Origin of the sequence: Limimaricola sp. G21655-S1 (assembly GCF_027213785.1) — a bacterium.
Classification (GTDB): Bacteria; Pseudomonadota; Alphaproteobacteria; order Rhodobacterales; family Rhodobacteraceae; genus Limimaricola.
This window is the reverse complement of record NZ_JAPWGO010000012.1, coordinates 87,953-103,111: the sequence shown is the minus strand read 5'-3', so window position 1 is coordinate 103,111 and position 15,159 is coordinate 87,953. Positions and strand designations below refer to the sequence as shown.

The following is a 15,159-nucleotide window of genomic DNA, read 5'->3' as shown; positions in this document are numbered from 1 at the left end:
ATCCACCAACAGGGAACAACGACATGACCTTCAAGACAGTGCTTCTGGGTGCCACCGCCGCCATGGGCCTCGCCACCGGGGCGATGGCGCAGGACGACAAGACCAAGGTTGGCTTCATCTATGTCGGCCCGATCGGCGATCTGGGCTGGTCCTACCAGCACGATCAGGGCCGCCTCGCGGTCGAGGAAGAGTACGGCGACAAGGTCGAGACGGTCTATGTCGAAAGCGTCCCCGAGGGCCCCGACGCCGAGCGCGTGCTGACGCAGATGGCGCTGCAGGGGGCGGACCTGATCTTCACCACCTCCTTCGGCTTCATGGAGCCGACGATGAACGTCGCGGCGAAATTCCCGGACGTGAAGTTCGAGCACGCCACCGGCTATCAGCGCGCCGACAACGTCTCGACCTACTCGGCCCGCTTCTACGAGGGCCGCGCCGTGCAGGGCCTGATCGCCGGTGAGATGACCGAGAGCAACATCATCGGCTATATCGGCTCCTACCCGATCCCCGAGGTGATCCGCGGCATCAACGCCGCCTACATCCAGGCCAAGAAGGTCAACCCCGAGGTCGAGTTCCGCGTGGTCTGGGCCTACACATGGTTCGACCCGGCGAAAGAGGCCGAGGCCGCCAAGGCGCTGATCGACGCCGGCGCCGACGTGATCCTGCAGCACACCGATTCCACGGCGCCGCAAGCCGCGGCGCAGGAGGCGGGCGACGTCATCACCTTCGGCCAGGCCTCCGACATGCTCGACTACGCGCCCGAGCCGCGGGTCAGCTCGATCATCGACAACTGGAACCAGTATTACGTCGACCGGGTCGGCGCGGTGCTCGACGGCAGCTGGGAGTCGACCGATACCTGGGGCGGCATCGACAGCGGCATGGTGGAGATCGGTGAGATCACCGAGGCCGTGCCGGCCGAGGTGAAGGAGGCCGCGCTGGCGCTCAAGGATGCGATCGCCGCCGGCGAGACCCACCCCTTCACCGGCCCGATCAACAAGCAGGACGGCTCGGAATGGCTGGCCGAGGGCGAAGTGGCCGATGACGAGACGCTGCTCGGCATGAACTTCTACGTCGAGGGGATCGAGGGCGACATCCCGCAGTAACCTGCCTCCACCGACAACTCGAAGGCCCGCCCCCGTGGCGGGCCTTTTCGCGTTCGCGCATGACCCGCCCCCGTGTAGCATGGCGCTGGCGCAAGGGAGGACGCGACATGCCAAGGATCAGACCCTGCCTATGGTTCGACGGACAGGCAGAGGAGGCCGCCGAATTCTATGTCTCGGTCTTTCCGAACTCGGAGATCACCGCGCGCAACACCAGTGCCATGGACTGGCCCGGCGGCCGCGCCGGCGACGTCATCCTCGTCGAGTTCAGCCTCGACGGTCAGGAGATGCAGGCGCTGAACGGCGGGCCCTACGCCACCTTCAACGAATCGGTCTCGCTCTCGGTCCCCTGCCCCGATCAGGCCGGGCTGGACCGGCTCTGGGCGGCCCTGCTGGCGGATGGCGGGGAGGAAATGCAGTGCGGCTGGCTCAAGGACCGCTACGGCCTGCGCTGGCAGCTGGTGCCCGAGCCTTTCGAGGCGATGCTACGGGAGGCGGATGAAGACCAGTCGAAACGGCTGATGGCGGCGATGATGGAGATGGTGAAGCTCGACCTCGCGGCGCTGGAGCGTGCCTGCCGCGGCGACCCGCCCGCCCGGTAGGGACGGGCGCACCGCGATCTAGCCGTCGGCGCGGATCGTGGTGTTGGCGGGATCGTAGGGGCTGTCCTCGCAGACTTCGGCATCCCACAACTCGCGGAACATCCTGATCTTGAGCTTCGTCCCCGGCGCCGCCAGATCCGGGCGCACATAGCCCATGCCGATGGACTTCCCGAAGGCCGCCGACCAACCGCCCGAGGTCAACCGCCCGACCTTCTCACCCCCCGCATAGAGCGCCTCGCGGCCCCACGGATCGGCGTCCTGCGGCCCGTCGATCAGCAGCGTCACGCATTTCGACCGGATGCCGATCGCCTCCATCGCCGCCTTGCCGTGGAACTCCTTGGACAGGTCGACGAAGCGGTCGAGACCGGCCTCGAGCGGTGTCGCGTCGCGGCCCAGCTCGGTGCCGAAGGCGCGGTAGGACTTCTCCTGCCGGAGCCAGTTCTGCGCCCGCGCGCCCACCAGTTTCATTCCCGAAGGCGCGCCCGCCTCCATCAACCTGTCCCACAGGTGGGTCTGCATCTCGATCGGATGGTGCAGTTCCCAGCCCAGCTCGCCGGTATAAGCGACGCGCAGCGCCCGCACCGGCACCATGCCGAGTTCGATCTCGCGGCATGACAGCCATGGGAACCGTTTGTTCGACAGCACCGTCGCGGGGTCGGCGTCGCGCACCAGCCGGTTCAGCACCTCGCGCGAACGGGGGCCCGCGATGGCGAAGACGCCCCATTGCGTGGTCACGTCCTGCACGTCGATCCGGCCGAACTCGACCTCCTTGTCCTCCACGGCCTTTCGTAGGAAATCGCCGTCATAGGCCGCCCAGGCCCCGGCCGAGACGAGGTAGAACCGGTCCTCGGCCAGCCGCACGATGGTGTATTCGGTGCGCGTGGTGCCGGCATCCGTCAGCGCGTAGGTGAGGTTGATGCGGCCCACTTTCGGCAGCTTGTTGGTGGTGAACCAGTCGAGGAAGGCCGCCGCGCCCGGCCCCTTCACCTCGTGCTTGGCAAACGCCGTGGCGTCGATCAGCCCGACGCCTTCGCGGATCGCCTTCGCCTCGCTTGCCGCGTATTCCCACCAGCCGCCCCGCCGGAACGAGCGGGCGTCGTGGTCGAAGCCCTCGGGCGCATCGGCGGGGCCATAATAATTCGGCCGTTCCCAGCCGTTCACCTGCCCGAACTGCGCGCCTGCCTTCTTCTGCCGGTCATAGGCGGGCGAGGTGCGCAGCGGTCGCGCCGCCGGGCGCTCCTCGTCGGGGTGGTGCAGGATGTAGACGTGCTCATAGGCCTCCTCGTTCTTGGCCACGGCATAGTCGGTCGTCATCCAAGACCCGAACCGCTTGGGGTCGAGCGACGCCATGTCGATCTCGGCCTCGCCCTCGACCATCATCTGCGCGAGGTAGTGCCCCGCCCCGCCAGCCGCCGTGATACCGAAGGAAAAGCCCTCGGCCAGCCACATGTTGCGCAGGCCCGGCGCCGGGCCGATCAGCGGGTTGCCGTCGGGCGTGTAGCAGATCGGGCCGTTGAAATCGTCCTTGAGCCCCACCGTCTCCGAGGACGGGATACGATGGATCATCGACATGTATTCCTCCTCGATCCGGTCGAGATCGAGCGGGAACAGGTCGGCGCGGAAGCTGTCGGGCACGCCGTAGGGGAAGCGCGCGGGGGCACCGCGCTCGTAAGGCCCGAGGATCCAGCCACCGCGTTCCTCGCGCACGTACCACTTGGCGTCGGCGTCGCGCAGCACCGGGTGCTGCGGGTTGTCCTTGCGCCATTCGACCAGGGCCGGGTCGGGCTCGGTGACGATGAACTGGTGCTCGACCGGGATCGCCGGGATCTTGATGCCGAGCAGGCGCGCGGTGCGCTGCGCGTGGTTGCCGGTGGCGGTAACGACATGCTCGGCGGTGATGACGGTCTGCTCGCCGGATGGCACGAGGTTGCCGCCCTTCTCGACCATCTTGGTGACGGTCACGCGCCATTCCGAGCCGGTCCACTCGTAGCCGTCGACCTGCCATTTGCGCTCGATCGTGACGCCCCTCTGCCGCGCGCCCTTGGCCATCGCCATGGTGACGTCGGCGGGGTTTATGTAGCCGTCGGTCGGATGGAAGATCGCGCCTTCGAGATCCTCGGTGCGCACCAGCGGCCAGCGCTCCTTGATCTGCGCGGGCGTCATCCATTCGAACGGCACGCCCACCGTCTCGGCGGTCGAGGCGTAGAGCATGTATTCGTCCATGCGCGCCTTCGACTGCGCCATGCGCAGGTTGCCCACCACGAAGAAGCCCGCGTCAAGCCCGGTCTCCTGCTCCAGTGTCTTGTAGAGCTTGATCGAATGGTCGTGGATCCATGTCGTCGCGTAGGACATGTTGAAATAAGGCAGCAGGCCGGCCGCGTGCCATGTGGAGCCCGAGGTCAACTCGTCGCGCTCGAGAAGCATCACCTCATCCCACCCGGCTTTCGCGAGGTGATAGGCGATCGAGGTGCCGACGGCGCCACCGCCGACGACAAGGGCTTTCACATGGGTCTTCATCGCGCGCACTCCGGGGCTGGCCTTGCCCGCACCATCGCGCGAATCCGCGAAACGGCCCGAAGCCCGGCGACCTCTCGCGCGCCGAATGCGACAAGAGCGGCGCGGAGGCGCGGAAACTCTGGACAGGCGCGGCAAGCATGACGTCCAATGACGCCACCCTCTGCGCATAGTCCCGGGAGCAGCCATGAAGACGCTCGATGTCGCCGAGGCGGCGCGGATCATCGACCGGATGGATGGGGGGCTGGACGGGCCCGACGTCGTCGAAACCATCGACCTGCGCGGCGTGCAGGCGGCGATGCTGAAACGCGGCATCCTCTACATCGCCGGGACCAACGAATTCTCGGACTGGTTCGAGTTCAACTTCGACTTCATCCATGACCGCGCCCCCGATGCGCATGGCTTCCGCATGGCGGCGGGCGACAGCGGCGCGATCTGGCACGCGGGATTCCTCGAACACGCGCAGATCGTCTACGCCTTCGCCAAGCCGCAGAAACCCGCCTTCATCATCGGTCATTCCCTTGGCGGGGCCTCGGCGCAGATCGTCGGCGCCTCGCTCGGAGTGCCGAGCCTCTCCTTCGGCAGCCCGCGCACCCATCTCGGGCGGGCGCATTTCGGCCGCGAGGGCTTCGTGCTCAACATCTGCCGCACCGACGACACGCTGTGCCACCTGCCACCGCGCTTCTTCGGCTTTCGCCATATCGGCTCGGTGCATTGGCTGAGCCCACCGGTGAGCGATGTCGAGGAGGGGCATTCGATCGCGAGCTATGCCGAGCTGCTCGAGCAGGGGCCCCTGCCCCCGACCTTCCCCAAGGCCTGGCCACCCAGCGCCTGAGCGCCCTCGCCTGCCCGGTTGTGAAGCCCCCCGCGCCCCCGTAAAAGACGCGCAACGTCTGGGAGGACCTCATGCAGATCTGCCGAAGCATCGCCGCCATCCGCGACGCGGTCGCGGGGTTTCGCGCCGAAGGCCAGAGCATCGGCCTGGTCACCACCATGGGCGCCCTGCATGCCGGCCATATGAGCCTGATCGAGGCGGCCAGACGCGATCATGGCCGGGTCGTCGCGACGATCTTCGTGAACCCGACCCAGTTCGGCGATCCGAAGGACCTGGAGACCTATCCGCGTACAGAAGAAGCCGATCTGGCGATGCTGGAAGCGGCGGGCTGCGACGCGGTGCTAATCCCGCGCGCCGACGAGATCTATCCCGAGGGCGACGAGACCATCGTCGAAACGCGAGACCTCGCCGTCCGGCTGCATGGGGCGGTGCGGCCCGGCCATTTCCGGGGCGTCGCCACCGTCGTCACCAAGCTGTTCAACATCACCCGCCCCGACGCCGCCTATTTCGGCGAAAAGGACTACCAGCAGCTGCAGGTGATCCGCCGCATGGCGCGCGATCTGCACATGAACATCGACATCGTCGGCGTGCCGACCATGCGCGAGGCGGACGGGCTCGCCATGTCGTCGCGCAACGTCCGGCTGGGGCCCGAGGACCGGGCCGCGGCGGTGGTGCTGAACCGCGCGCTCGACCGGGCCGAGCGGATGGCCATCGAGCGCGCCAGCCCGGCGCAGATCGAGGCCGCGATCCGCGCCTGCCTCGCCGACGAGCCACGCGCGACGCTGACCGGGCTCGACCTGGCGCGGCCCGGCGACCTCGCGCCGCTTTCGCAATCCGCCGACATGCCCCTGTCGGAGCCCGTAGCCATCATGATCTCGGCGCAGTTCGGCGAGGTCCTCTTGATCGATCAGAGGGAGATCGCCCCATGAGCACCCAGACCGAAACGATCCGCCGCACGACGGTCCCGCAGATCGCCCGCCGCAAGGGCGGCGAGCCGATCGTCTCGCTCACCTCATACCACGCGCACACCGCCGCGATCGTCGACCGCCACGCGGATTTCATCCTCGTGGGCGACAGCCTCGGCATGGTGATGCACGGCATGGAAAGCACGGTCGGCGTCTCGCTCGACCTGATGATCATGCATGGCCGTGCCGTGGTGCGCGGCACCAAGAAGGCGCTGATCGTCGTCGACATGCCCTTCGGCAGCTACGAGGAAAGCCCCGCCATGGCCTTTCGCAACGCCGCGCGGGTGATGAAGGAAACCCAGTGCGGCGCCGTGAAGCTCGAGGGCGGCGCCCGCATGGCCGAGACGATCCGCTTCCTCGTGGAGCGCGGCATCCCGGTGATGGCCCATATCGGCCTGACGCCGCAGTCGAGCCATGTCATGGGCGGCTTCAAGACCCAGGGCCGCGACGAAGAGACCTGGGAGGCGCACCTCGAGGACGCCCGTGCCGTGGCCGAGGCCGGCGCCTTCGCCGTGGTGCTCGAGGGCATGGTCGAGCCGCTGGCCGCGAAGATCACCAAGGCGGTGGAGATCCCGACCATCGGCATCGGCGCATCGGCCGAATGCGACGGCCAGATCCTCGTGCTCGAGGACATGCTGGGACTGAACCCTTGGACCCCGAAATTCGTGAAGGTCTATGGCCAGCTCGGTCCGATGATCGAGGATTCCGTGAAGCGCTACGCCGAGGACGTGAAGTCACGCGCCTTTCCGACGGAGGACGAGGTATACCGTTGACACATGTCGTTGAAAGGATACCGATGTTCCATCGTCGTCACCTGATCGCCCTTGGCTTCGCCGGGCTTCTCGCGGCCTGCGGCGCACCCGATCCGAACCCGCTGTCGCGCGCGGCGCGCGGCGAGTTGCAGCTCGCCGACATCGTGGTCACGGCCGAGGGCGCGGGCTTCGAGAGCGGTGCGGCCCGCGACTACACGAGCCGTATCGCGCCCGATCTCGACGCCGCGCTGAGCCGGGAGTTCGCCGACAGGTTGGACCGGGGCGGCCAATGGCGGATGCTGGTCGAGATATCCCGGATCAATCTCGCCGGTGGCACCGCGACGGCGCGGGGACGCGATCAATCGCGGCTTTCGGGGGCGGTGCGCATCATCGATCCGACGGGAGCGCTGCGGGGCAGTTATACGGTGCAGGTCCTTGCGGGCGAGGCCGCCGAAACCCGAACCGGCGCGCTTGTCGGCGCGGTGACCAACTCGGCGGGCGGGTATTACCGCGATCTGCTGGCAGCCTTCGCGCGCGACACGCGCGAACAGGTACTGGGCAGCGACCTGCCGGGCCAGCGTCTCGTGCGGCGCATGTCGAACTGATCAGGTCCTGAGCGGCCCGCCCCTGCCGGGCCGCTCGCGCAGCCGGGCCTGCAGCCTGTGGGCGGTCGCCGCATAGGCGGCCAGCACACCGAACAGGACCATCAGCGTGCGCGCGACGCTCAGATCCGCAGGCGTGTTCGACCCGAGGCAGACCAGCCCCGACAGGAACGCGAGCGCGAAGAATACGATGGCCCAGTTGCGCATTGAAACATGAATCCCATTGGCTTCAGTCGCCCGTGCAACGCGCCTGACGCGTTTTCGGTTCCGATGACATGAACCTTCTCAGGCGTCCTGCGGCCTCACGAGATCGGGAAGCGGAGCCCCTTCCGCCAGTGCCGCGATGTTGGCGATCACCCGCTCGCCCATCGCCAGGCGCCCCTCCACCGTGGCCGAGCCCATATGCGGAAGCAGCACCACGTTGGGCAGCGCCCGCAGCCGCGGGTTGATCTCGCGGCGCTTCTCGAACACGTCGAGCCCGGCGCCGCCGATTTCGCCCGCGCGCAGCGCCCGAGTCAGGGCATTCTCGTCGATCACCTCGCCGCGTGACGTGTTCACCACGACCGCGCCGGGCTTCATCAGCGCGATCCGGCGCGCATTGACCAGATGGTAGGTGGCCGGGGTGTGCGGGCAGTTGATCGACAGCACGTCGGCCTGCGCGATCATTTGGTCGAGGCTGGACCACCAGCGCGCGCCGAGGGCTTCCTCGACCTCCATCGGCAGCCGGTTGCGGTTGTGATAGCCGATCGTCATGCCGAAGGCGGCGGCGCGGCGAGCCACCGCCTGACCGATCCGGCCCATGCCGAGAATCGCCAGGTTGCGACCGGCGATCCGGCCACCCAAGAGCAGGTCCGGCGACCAGCCGTCCCATTCGCCCGATTGTAGCAGCGCGAAGGCCTCCGGCAACCGGCGCGTCACCGCGAGGATCAGCACCATGGTCACATCGGCGGTGTCCTCGGTGGCGACATCGGGGGTGTTGGTCACGGCGATACCATGCCGCGCCGCGGCCGCGACGTCGATATGATCGACGCCCGCGCCGAAATTGGCCAGAAGCCGCAGCCGCTCTCCCGCCGCCTCAAGACAGGTGTCACTGATCCGGTCCGAAAGGGTGGTGACCAGCACTTCGGCCTCGTGCAGTGCCGCATCGAGCGCCTCGCCCCCGAGCGGCGTCTCCGCCGGTCCCGGCGTGAAATCGAACCGTGCCGCGAGTTGCCGCTCCACCCCTTCGGGCAGGCGTCGCGTGGCGATCACACGAAGCCGCTTCTCCGACATGCGAACGTCCCTTGCGCTTTTCCCCGAACCGGCTTCATGACAGAGTGCCGGGACCGGGCGCGCGACGCAAGAACGCGCCTTCTGCGGGCCAGTGGCCTCGGCATCGGGACCAGACGGACAGGGCGCGGATGACGCATTTCGGACCAATCGTGACGCTGCTGCTGGCTCTGGCGGCACAGCCGGTGCTGGCTCAGGACGTGCCGGGCAGCCGCCCCAAGCCCCGGCCCGAGCGGTCGGAGACCGTGGCAGCGGCGCCCCAACCGGCGCCCGCCCCCGCCTCGCCCGCCGCCCCGCGCGAGATCGCGGTACCGGAAGGGCCCGAGAGGGGTCCCGAGACCAACCTGCCGCTGCCGCGCTTCGTGTCGCTTTCGACCGATCGCGGCAATGTCCGGCGCGGCCCGTCGCTGTCGCACCGGATCGACTGGGTGTTCCTGCGCCGCGACATGCCGCTGCAGGTGACCGCCGAATACGGCCACTGGCGCCGCGTCACCGACCGCGAGGGGGTGGGCGGCTGGATGCATTACGCGATGCTGTCCGGCGTGCGCACGGTGATCGTCGATGCCGAGCTGCTGCCCCTGCGCAGCCGGCCGCAGGAGAACGCCACGGTGGTGGCGCAACTCGAGGCCGGCGTGGTGGCGCGGCTGGGCGAATGCGAACCGGACTGGTGCCGCCTCACCGCCGGCGGCTACAAGGGCTGGGCGCCCAAGACGCAGATCTGGGGCGTCGCTCCGGACGAGATCCGGGACTGATCGCATGGCAGCGCAGCGCGACGACGACCGGCTGAACCTTTCGGCCGGGATCGCCTCCGTTGCGGTAGCCCTGATCCTGATCGCGGCCAAGCTCTGGGCGCTGTTCCAGACCGGCGCCCTCTCGGTCGCCGCGACGCTGGCCGATTCGGCGCTGGATCTGGCGATGTCGCTGGGCGCGCTGGCGGCGATCGCCTATGCGGCGCGGCCCGCCGATGACGATCACGCCTTCGGCCATGGCTCGGCCGAGGACCTCGCGGCGCTGGGGCAATGCCTGTTCATCCTCGCCTCGGCCGCGCTGATCGGCGGTGCCGGGGCGCAGCGCCTCGCCAACCCCGCCCCCGCGATGCCCACCGCGGAAGGGGCGGGCATCGCGGTGATGTCGCTGTCGATCGGGCTGACGCTGGCCCTGGTCGGCTGGCAGCGCCACGTGGCCCGCGCCACCGGCAACCGCGTGGTGGCGGCGGATTCGCTGCATTACCTCGGTGATCTCGTGCCCGCGCTCGGCGCGATCGGCGCGCTATGGGCCTCGCGACGCTTCGGGCTGGGCTGGGTCGACCCGGTCGTCGCGATCGGCGCGGCGCTGCTGATGGCGCGCGGCGCGCTGATCATCGGACGCGACGCCTGGGACGCGCTGATGGACCGGGCGGTGGATGCCGAAACCGTCGCCGGGATCGAGGCGATCGCCAGCGATTTTCCGGGCGTGCACGGCCATCACGACCTGCGCACACGCCGTTCCGGCGGCCGGGTCTTCGTAAACCTGCATATCGAGCTCGACGGCACGCAGAGCCTGCAAGAGGCGCATGCCATCGGCGCTGCGCTCAAGCATGAAATCCTCGCCCGATACCCGCGCGCCGACGTGATCATTCACAAGGACCCAGTCTGAGGTCAGTAGCTCGATGGCGGGTCCGAGGCCGGAAAGCTTTCGTCCGCCGTCTCGTCCTGCAGGTCCCAGCGCCGCGGCGGATCGCGCATTTCCTCGCGCCCGGCCTGCCGCACCGGCCCGCCATCGTCATGGGCGAAAGCGGCGTAGCCTCGATGGCGGGCCCGGCTGGCCTGCATCCGGTCCATCCCGGCCTCGGCCGCTTCACGGATCTCGCCGCGATAGCGCCGGAGCAGCCAGACCGCGCCGCCCAGAAGGGCCAGCGTCGGCAAAAGCGCGGGCCCGCGTTTTCCGTGGTGTCGCATGACGTGCCTCCGATGCCTCTCCTCGGGGAGGAAACGCCTGACAGACACGCGCGTTCCGGGAACGTCCCACCCTCAGCCAACGTTGGCCCAACAGGATCAACCAAACCCGGAGGCCGCTCATGTCCGCCAATCCAGATACGCTCGAAGGCCGTCTCCTGGCCCAGCGCAAGGTGCTTGCCCGGCTGGTCGCCGCGCTCGAGGGGCCGGCGGGCGACGAGCTGCGCGATTACATCCGCGACCGCAGCCACATGATCGCCGACGAAGAAGACCCGGGCGCGGTGCCCGGCGAAGGCCTGTCGATCGAGGGTGCCCTCGCCGACGAGATGCACCACATCTTCGAAGCCGCCGAGGCGCATCGCAAGGCGGTCTGATCCGCGCGGCCACGAAAAAGGGGCGCGGAAAACCGCGCCCCCCTCGTTGCCCTTCGGGCACTACCGGGACACTCAGTCCCAGAAGCCTTCATCCACGCCTTCGAGTGCTTCCAGCTCCTCTTCGCTCAGGCGGGTCACGATCGCATAGGTCGCATCGTCGACGGCGACGAGGCGGACATCGCCGGTGGCCAGCATCACGTGCTTGTCCGCGATGTCGAGAAAGCCGCCGACCTCGGCCACCACGCCGACCATCTGGCCGTCGCTCGACAGGACCACGTCCTCGATCTCGCCGATCTCGTTCCAGTCCGCGCCAAGCTCGTCATAGGCGCTGACGCCGTCCCAGCCTTCGTCATCGGCCTCGTTGATGGTGTAGATCGCCCCGCCGGTGATGTCGCGGGTCCGGATCAGATCCCCCTGCATGCCCGACATGTCGGCGCTCGTCATCGCCGGGGTCTCGGTCATGACGTGGCTTTCGGCCAGCGCGCCGGTGGCGGCGACGGAAAGGGCGAGGGCGCTTGCGGTGATGAGTTTCATCTTGGGCGTTCCTTTCTTGGTCCGTGTTGCCGACTCAACGGGCCGGGCGCAGCGCAGTTCCCCGCCCCGTCCCGCTCCGGCCTTCCCCTTGCGTCAGCTCAGGCCGCCAGTCCCCGCCCCTTCAAGAGGGCCTCGACGCTCGGCGTCGCGCCCCGGAACCGCTCGTAGAGCACCCCGGCCTCCTCGGAGCCGCCGCGTGACAGCACATGCGCCTCGAGCCTGCGCGCGGTATCGGGATCGAAGGGATCGCCGGTCTCGCGGAACGCTTCGAAGGCGTCCGCATCCATCATCTCGGACCACAGGTAGCTGTAATAGCCCGCCGCATAGCCGTCGCCCGAGAAGACATGCGCGAAATGCGGCGTGGCGTGGCGCATCGCGATGGCGCGGGGCATGCGGATCTCCTCCAGCAGTTCCGCCTGTCGTTGCATCGGGTCGGCGGGGGCCGGGCCGCAATGAAACTCGAGATCGACGATGGCCGAGGCCGTCTGTTCGACCGTGGCGAAACCTTGGTCGAAATTCGCCGCCGCCAGCATCTTTTCCATCAGCGCCTCGGGCATCGGCGCGCCGGTCTCGGCATGGGTGGCGAACTCGCGCAGCACCTGCGGCACTTCGAGCCAATGCTCGAAAAGCTGGCTCGGCAGTTCGACGAAATCGCGCGCCACCGAGGTGCCCGAGATGCTCTCCCATGTCACGTCGGACAGCATCTGGTGCAGCGCGTGACCGAACTCGTGGAAGAGGGTGCGCGCATCGTCGAAGGAGAGCAGCGCCGGTTCGCCCGCGTCGGGCTTGGCGAAGTTGCACACGTTGAGCACCAGCGGCCGCACCTCCTGCCCGCCCATGCGGTGCTGCTGGCGCATCGTCGTGCACCACGCACCGGAGCGCTTGGACGGCCGGGCGAACCAGTCGCCGATGAAGACGGCAAGGTGCTTGCCGTCCCGGGTGATCTCGAAGGCGCGGGCATCCGGGTGGTAGAGCGGTGCCTCGATCTCCCGCGCCTCGATTCCGAACAGGCGCTGCGCCACCGAAAAGGCGGCCTCGATCATCAGGTCGAGCTGGAGATAGGGCTTGAGCGTGCCGTCATCGATCTCGTGCTCGGCCCGGCGGCGGGCCTCGGCATAGTAGCGCCAGTCCCAGGGCTCCAGCGGCCCCTCATGCCCGTCGGCACGCAGCATCTCCTCGTAGATCGCGGCATCGGCTTCGGCCGCCGCGCGCGCCGGCTCCCAGACCGCGTGCAGAAGCTCGCGCACGGATTGCGAATCCCCCGCCATCTCGGTTTCGAGCTTCCACGCGGCGTAGTCGCCGTGGCCCAGAAGCTTCGCGCGTTCCTCGCGTAGCTTCAGCGTTTCGGCGGCGATGGCGCGGTTGTCGGTTTCGCCGCCATTCCTGCCCCGCGCGGTCCACGCCTCAAAAGCCTTCTTCCGCAGTGCCCGGTCCGGGGAATATTGCAGGAACGGCACCACCAGCGAACGCGACAGGGTGATGATCGGCCCGTTCTCGCCACCGGCGGATTTCGCGGCCGACCGCAGACCGGCGGGCAGCGGCGCCAGCGCTTCGGGCGACAACGGCATGGTCCAGCCCGCCTCGTCCGCGAGCAGGTTCTGCGAGAACTGGGTGCCCAGCACCGAGAGCCGGGCGCGGATCTCGGCCATGCGCTCCGCCTGCGTGCCTTCGAGCCGCGCCCCGGCCCGCACGAAGCGGCGATGCGTCAGCATCAGCACCCGCGCTGCCTCCCGATCGAGGTCGAGCGTCTCGCGCGATTGCCAGAGCGTATCGATCCGCTCGAACAGCGCGCGGTTGCCGATCACCCATGACGTATGGGCCGAGAGCATCGGCGCGAAATCACGTTGGAGCGACTGGCGCGCCGGCGTGCTGTCGGCGCCGGCCACGGCGTAGAAGGCGCCGAACACCCGGCCCATGCCCTCATCGGACATCTCCAGCGCGGCGATGGTGTTGTCGAAGCTGGGCGGCTCGGAGTTGGCGGCGATCGCCTCGACGGCGGCTCGCGCCTCGGCGATCACCGCCTCCGCCGCGGGCATCCAGTGATCGTCTTCGATGCGGTCATAGGGCGGCAGGCCGAAGGGCGTGTCCCAGGGCGCCAGTAGCGGATTGGTCATGCAGGTCTCCTTTGTCGGGAAACCTATGGGCCCACGGCCCCCGCTTCCAGCCCCCGCCCGCCGCAGACCGGGCAGCCCGAGCGGGGCCGGATCGCGATGCTGCGGTTCTCGGCATAGAGCGTGTCGATGATCGCCAGCCGCCCCGCCAGCGTCTCGCCCGCCCCCGTCAGCCGCTTGATCGCCTCGGCCGCCATCGTCGCGCCGACGATGCCCGGCAGCGGCGACAACACCCCCGCCTCGGCGCAGGAGGGGATGAGCGAGGGGTGGGGCCGCTCGGGAAAGACGCAGGCCCAGCAGGGCGTGCCGCGCGCCGGCTCGTAGAGCGAGATCTGCCCCTCCCACTGGGTCAGGGCCGCCGCCACGAGCGGCTTGGCGGTCGCGACGGCGGCGGCGTTGACCGCCTCGCGGGTGGCGAAGTTGTCGGTGCCGTCGAGCACGAGGTCGTAATCCTCGAAGAGATCCCCGGCGATCTCGGGCGTCAGGCGGCGTTCATAGGGCCGGATCTCAACATGCGGGTTCTGCGCGCGCAGCTTGGCGGCGGCGGCGTGGACCTTGGGCATGCCGATCTGCGCCTCGTCGAACAGCACCTGCCGCCCGAGATTGCTCAGATCCACCGCGTCGTCGTCGATCACGCCGATGGTGCCGACGCCCGAGGCCGCGAGATAGGTCAGCGCCGGGCAGCCCAGGCCACCCGCGCCTACGACCAGCACTTTCGCGCGCCTGAGCGCACCCTGCCCCGGCCCGCCGATCTCGCGCAGGGTGATGTGGCGCGCATAGCGGGTCAGTTCGGTTTCCGAGAACCCCTTGCGCGGGGCCGGAACGGCGGCAGGTGCCGCACGCGCTTTCAACCGCCGCAGCCCCTTGGAATAAAGCCAGACCAGCGCGCCACCCGCCAGGAGCAGCAGCCAGAACGCCGCTTCGCCGCCCATCGCCTCGCGCAGCGGATGACCGTCGGGCAGCACCAGATGCGCGGCGATCACGCCGGTCATCAAGAGACCGATCATGTAGAGCCGGGCGCGGCGCGGCGCGCCGGTCAGCGCGCCGATGCCCCAAAGCGCGGCGATCATCACGCCGACCAGGATCATGCGATGCCTCCGGTCGAGCCGAAGCCGCCCTGCCCGCGCGCCGTGTCGTCGAGATCCGTGGCCAGATCGAAGACCGCCGTGACCACGGGCGCCAGCACCGCTTGGGCGATGCGCATGCCATGGGCGATGGTAAAGCTTTCCTGCCCGGCATTCATGACGATCACCCCCAAGGGCCCGCGATAGTCGCTGTCGATGGTGCCGGGGCTGTTCGGCAGGGTGATGCCGTGCTTCAGCGCCAGCCCCGACCGCGGCCGCAGCTGCAACTCATAGCCTTCGGGCACCGCGACGCGCAGCCCCGTGGGCACCAGAGCGCGGGCACCCGGGACGAGCGGGATCCCCGCCTCGCGGTCATGCGGGTCGAGATTGGCCACCAGATCCGCCCCCGCCGCCCCCGCCGTCTGGTAGGTCGGCAGCGGCAGCGACCGGTCCGCCGTGTCGGTCCAGCACAGCCTCACCCCGATGCGCGATCCCATGTTCATCTT

At 68.8% G+C, this 15,159-nt stretch carries 17 protein-coding genes; 9 read left to right on the top strand and 8 right to left on the bottom strand.

Translation table 11 applies throughout. The annotated features are described in order from the left end of the window. The first annotated feature begins 23 nt into the window (after nt 1–23). Together O4G76_RS13100 and O4G76_RS13095 are read left to right on the top strand one after the other, a co-directional pair. Entirely contained in the window at nt 24–1,100 is a 1,077-nt protein-coding gene (locus tag O4G76_RS13100) for a BMP family ABC transporter substrate-binding protein (RefSeq protein WP_269397752.1), read from the top strand. A gap of 107 nt (nt 1,101–1,207) precedes the next feature. Then, nucleotides 1,208–1,699 (top strand): VOC family protein, encoded by a 492-nt coding sequence (locus O4G76_RS13095; RefSeq protein ID WP_269397751.1) that lies wholly within the window; start codon nt 1,208–1,210, stop codon nt 1,697–1,699. A gap of 18 nt (nt 1,700–1,717) precedes the next feature. Here O4G76_RS13095 and O4G76_RS13090 read toward each other — a convergent pair whose 3' ends face one another. Further along, on the bottom strand, nt 1,718–4,216 hold the full coding sequence (locus tag O4G76_RS13090) for an FAD-dependent oxidoreductase (protein WP_269397750.1): 2,499 nt from the start codon (nt 4,214–4,216) through the stop codon (nt 1,718–1,720). A 184-nt stretch (nt 4,217–4,400) separates the two neighbouring features. Here O4G76_RS13090 and O4G76_RS13085 point away from each other — a divergent pair, with 184 nt between their 5' ends. The 4 genes from O4G76_RS13085 (at nt 4,401) to O4G76_RS13070 (ending at nt 7,370) form a co-directional block, all read left to right on the top strand. Continuing rightward, nucleotides 4,401–5,048: a hypothetical protein gene (locus O4G76_RS13085; RefSeq protein ID WP_269397749.1), complete on the top strand. Its 648-nt coding sequence runs from the start codon at nt 4,401–4,403 to the stop codon at nt 5,046–5,048. Between the two features lie 71 nt (nt 5,049–5,119). Then, nucleotides 5,120–5,977, top strand: a complete 858-nt coding sequence (panC, locus tag O4G76_RS13080; protein WP_269397748.1) for a pantoate--beta-alanine ligase — start codon at nt 5,120–5,122, stop codon at nt 5,975–5,977. Further along, on the top strand, nt 5,974–6,786 hold the full coding sequence (panB, locus tag O4G76_RS13075; RefSeq protein WP_269397747.1) for a 3-methyl-2-oxobutanoate hydroxymethyltransferase: 813 nt from the start codon (nt 5,974–5,976) through the stop codon (nt 6,784–6,786). Before panC ends, panB begins: the two co-directional genes overlap by 4 nt. A 23-nt stretch (nt 6,787–6,809) precedes the next feature. Then, a complete protein-coding gene (locus tag O4G76_RS13070; RefSeq protein WP_269397746.1) occupies nt 6,810–7,370 on the top strand; it encodes a hypothetical protein in 561 nt (186 codons plus the stop codon). Here the strand turns inward: O4G76_RS13070 and O4G76_RS13065 are convergent, their stop codons facing one another. Both O4G76_RS13065 and O4G76_RS13060 read right to left on the bottom strand, forming a co-directional pair. Beyond that, on the bottom strand, nt 7,371–7,574 hold the full coding sequence (locus O4G76_RS13065; protein WP_269397745.1) for a hypothetical protein: 204 nt from the start codon (nt 7,572–7,574) through the stop codon (nt 7,371–7,373). It abuts the gene before it with no gap. Nucleotides 7,575–7,652: 78 nt separating this feature from the next. Continuing rightward, nucleotides 7,653–8,639 carry a D-glycerate dehydrogenase gene (locus tag O4G76_RS13060; RefSeq protein WP_269397744.1) on the bottom strand — a complete coding sequence of 329 codons (987 nt, stop codon included), beginning with the start codon at nt 8,637–8,639 and terminating at the stop codon, nt 7,653–7,655. 128 nt (nt 8,640–8,767) lie between these two features. Here O4G76_RS13060 and O4G76_RS13055 point away from each other — a divergent pair, with 128 nt between their 5' ends. After that, nucleotides 8,768–9,388 carry an SH3 domain-containing protein gene (locus O4G76_RS13055; RefSeq protein ID WP_269397743.1) on the top strand — a complete coding sequence of 207 codons (621 nt, stop codon included), beginning with the start codon at nt 8,768–8,770 and terminating at the stop codon, nt 9,386–9,388. Between the two features lie 4 nt (nt 9,389–9,392). Further along, nucleotides 9,393–10,271, top strand: a complete 879-nt coding sequence (locus O4G76_RS13050) for a cation diffusion facilitator family transporter (protein WP_269397742.1) — start codon at nt 9,393–9,395, stop codon at nt 10,269–10,271. 2 nt (nt 10,272–10,273) lie between these two features. Here the strand turns inward: O4G76_RS13050 and O4G76_RS13045 are convergent, their stop codons facing one another. Further along, nucleotides 10,274–10,573, bottom strand: a complete 300-nt coding sequence (locus O4G76_RS13045; protein WP_269397741.1) for a hypothetical protein — start codon at nt 10,571–10,573, stop codon at nt 10,274–10,276. A gap of 119 nt (nt 10,574–10,692) precedes the next feature. Here O4G76_RS13045 and O4G76_RS13040 point away from each other — a divergent pair, with 119 nt between their 5' ends. After that, nucleotides 10,693–10,944 (top strand): hypothetical protein, encoded by a 252-nt coding sequence (locus O4G76_RS13040; RefSeq protein ID WP_269397740.1) that lies wholly within the window; start codon nt 10,693–10,695, stop codon nt 10,942–10,944. A 72-nt stretch (nt 10,945–11,016) separates the two neighbouring features. On the opposite strand, the gene O4G76_RS13035 is transcribed toward O4G76_RS13040, so the two are convergent. The 4 genes from O4G76_RS13035 to dut all read right to left on the bottom strand — a co-directional run bounded on the left by O4G76_RS13035 (nt 11,017) and on the right by dut (nt 15,150). Then, entirely contained in the window at nt 11,017–11,478 is a 462-nt protein-coding gene (locus O4G76_RS13035; RefSeq protein WP_269397739.1) for a PRC-barrel domain-containing protein, read from the bottom strand. Between the two features lie 98 nt (nt 11,479–11,576). Next, entirely contained in the window at nt 11,577–13,592 is a 2,016-nt protein-coding gene (locus O4G76_RS13030; protein WP_269397738.1) for a M3 family metallopeptidase, read from the bottom strand. Nucleotides 13,593–13,615: 23 nt separating this feature from the next. After that, a complete protein-coding gene (locus O4G76_RS13025) occupies nt 13,616–14,677 on the bottom strand; it encodes a HesA/MoeB/ThiF family protein (RefSeq protein ID WP_269397737.1) in 1,062 nt (353 codons plus the stop codon). Then, nucleotides 14,674–15,150: a dUTP diphosphatase gene (dut, locus tag O4G76_RS13020; RefSeq protein WP_269397736.1), complete on the bottom strand. Its 477-nt coding sequence runs from the start codon at nt 15,148–15,150 to the stop codon at nt 14,674–14,676. The genes O4G76_RS13025 and dut overlap by 4 nt, the downstream gene beginning before the upstream one ends. Nucleotides 15,151–15,159: the final 9 nt, after the last annotated feature.

Excerpts from the sequence above, each read along its gene's own strand:
- O4G76_RS13100 (WP_269397752.1), top strand. The coding sequence starts at position 24 with ATGACCTTCAAGACAGTGCTTCTGGGTGCCACCGCCGCCATGGGCCTC.
- O4G76_RS13095 (WP_269397751.1), top strand. The coding sequence starts at position 1,208 with ATGCCAAGGATCAGACCCTGCCTATGGTTCGACGGACAGGCAGAGGAG.
- O4G76_RS13090 (WP_269397750.1), bottom strand. The coding sequence starts at position 4,216 with ATGAAGACCCATGTGAAAGCCCTTGTCGTCGGCGGTGGCGCCGTCGGC.
- O4G76_RS13085 (WP_269397749.1), top strand. The coding sequence starts at position 4,401 with ATGAAGACGCTCGATGTCGCCGAGGCGGCGCGGATCATCGACCGGATG.
- panC (WP_269397748.1), top strand. The coding sequence starts at position 5,120 with ATGCAGATCTGCCGAAGCATCGCCGCCATCCGCGACGCGGTCGCGGGG.
- panB (WP_269397747.1), top strand. The coding sequence starts at position 5,974 with ATGAGCACCCAGACCGAAACGATCCGCCGCACGACGGTCCCGCAGATC.
- O4G76_RS13070 (WP_269397746.1), top strand. The coding sequence starts at position 6,810 with ATGTTCCATCGTCGTCACCTGATCGCCCTTGGCTTCGCCGGGCTTCTC.
- O4G76_RS13065 (WP_269397745.1), bottom strand. The coding sequence starts at position 7,574 with ATGCGCAACTGGGCCATCGTATTCTTCGCGCTCGCGTTCCTGTCGGGG.
- O4G76_RS13060 (WP_269397744.1), bottom strand. The coding sequence starts at position 8,639 with ATGTCGGAGAAGCGGCTTCGTGTGATCGCCACGCGACGCCTGCCCGAA.
- O4G76_RS13055 (WP_269397743.1), top strand. The coding sequence starts at position 8,768 with ATGACGCATTTCGGACCAATCGTGACGCTGCTGCTGGCTCTGGCGGCA.
- O4G76_RS13050 (WP_269397742.1), top strand. The coding sequence starts at position 9,393 with ATGGCAGCGCAGCGCGACGACGACCGGCTGAACCTTTCGGCCGGGATC.
- O4G76_RS13045 (WP_269397741.1), bottom strand. The coding sequence starts at position 10,573 with ATGCGACACCACGGAAAACGCGGGCCCGCGCTTTTGCCGACGCTGGCC.
- O4G76_RS13040 (WP_269397740.1), top strand. The coding sequence starts at position 10,693 with ATGTCCGCCAATCCAGATACGCTCGAAGGCCGTCTCCTGGCCCAGCGC.
- O4G76_RS13035 (WP_269397739.1), bottom strand. The coding sequence starts at position 11,478 with ATGAAACTCATCACCGCAAGCGCCCTCGCCCTTTCCGTCGCCGCCACC.
- O4G76_RS13030 (WP_269397738.1), bottom strand. The coding sequence starts at position 13,592 with ATGACCAATCCGCTACTGGCGCCCTGGGACACGCCCTTCGGCCTGCCG.
- O4G76_RS13025 (WP_269397737.1), bottom strand. The coding sequence starts at position 14,677 with ATGATCCTGGTCGGCGTGATGATCGCCGCGCTTTGGGGCATCGGCGCG.
- dut (WP_269397736.1), bottom strand. The coding sequence starts at position 15,150 with ATGGGATCGCGCATCGGGGTGAGGCTGTGCTGGACCGACACGGCGGAC.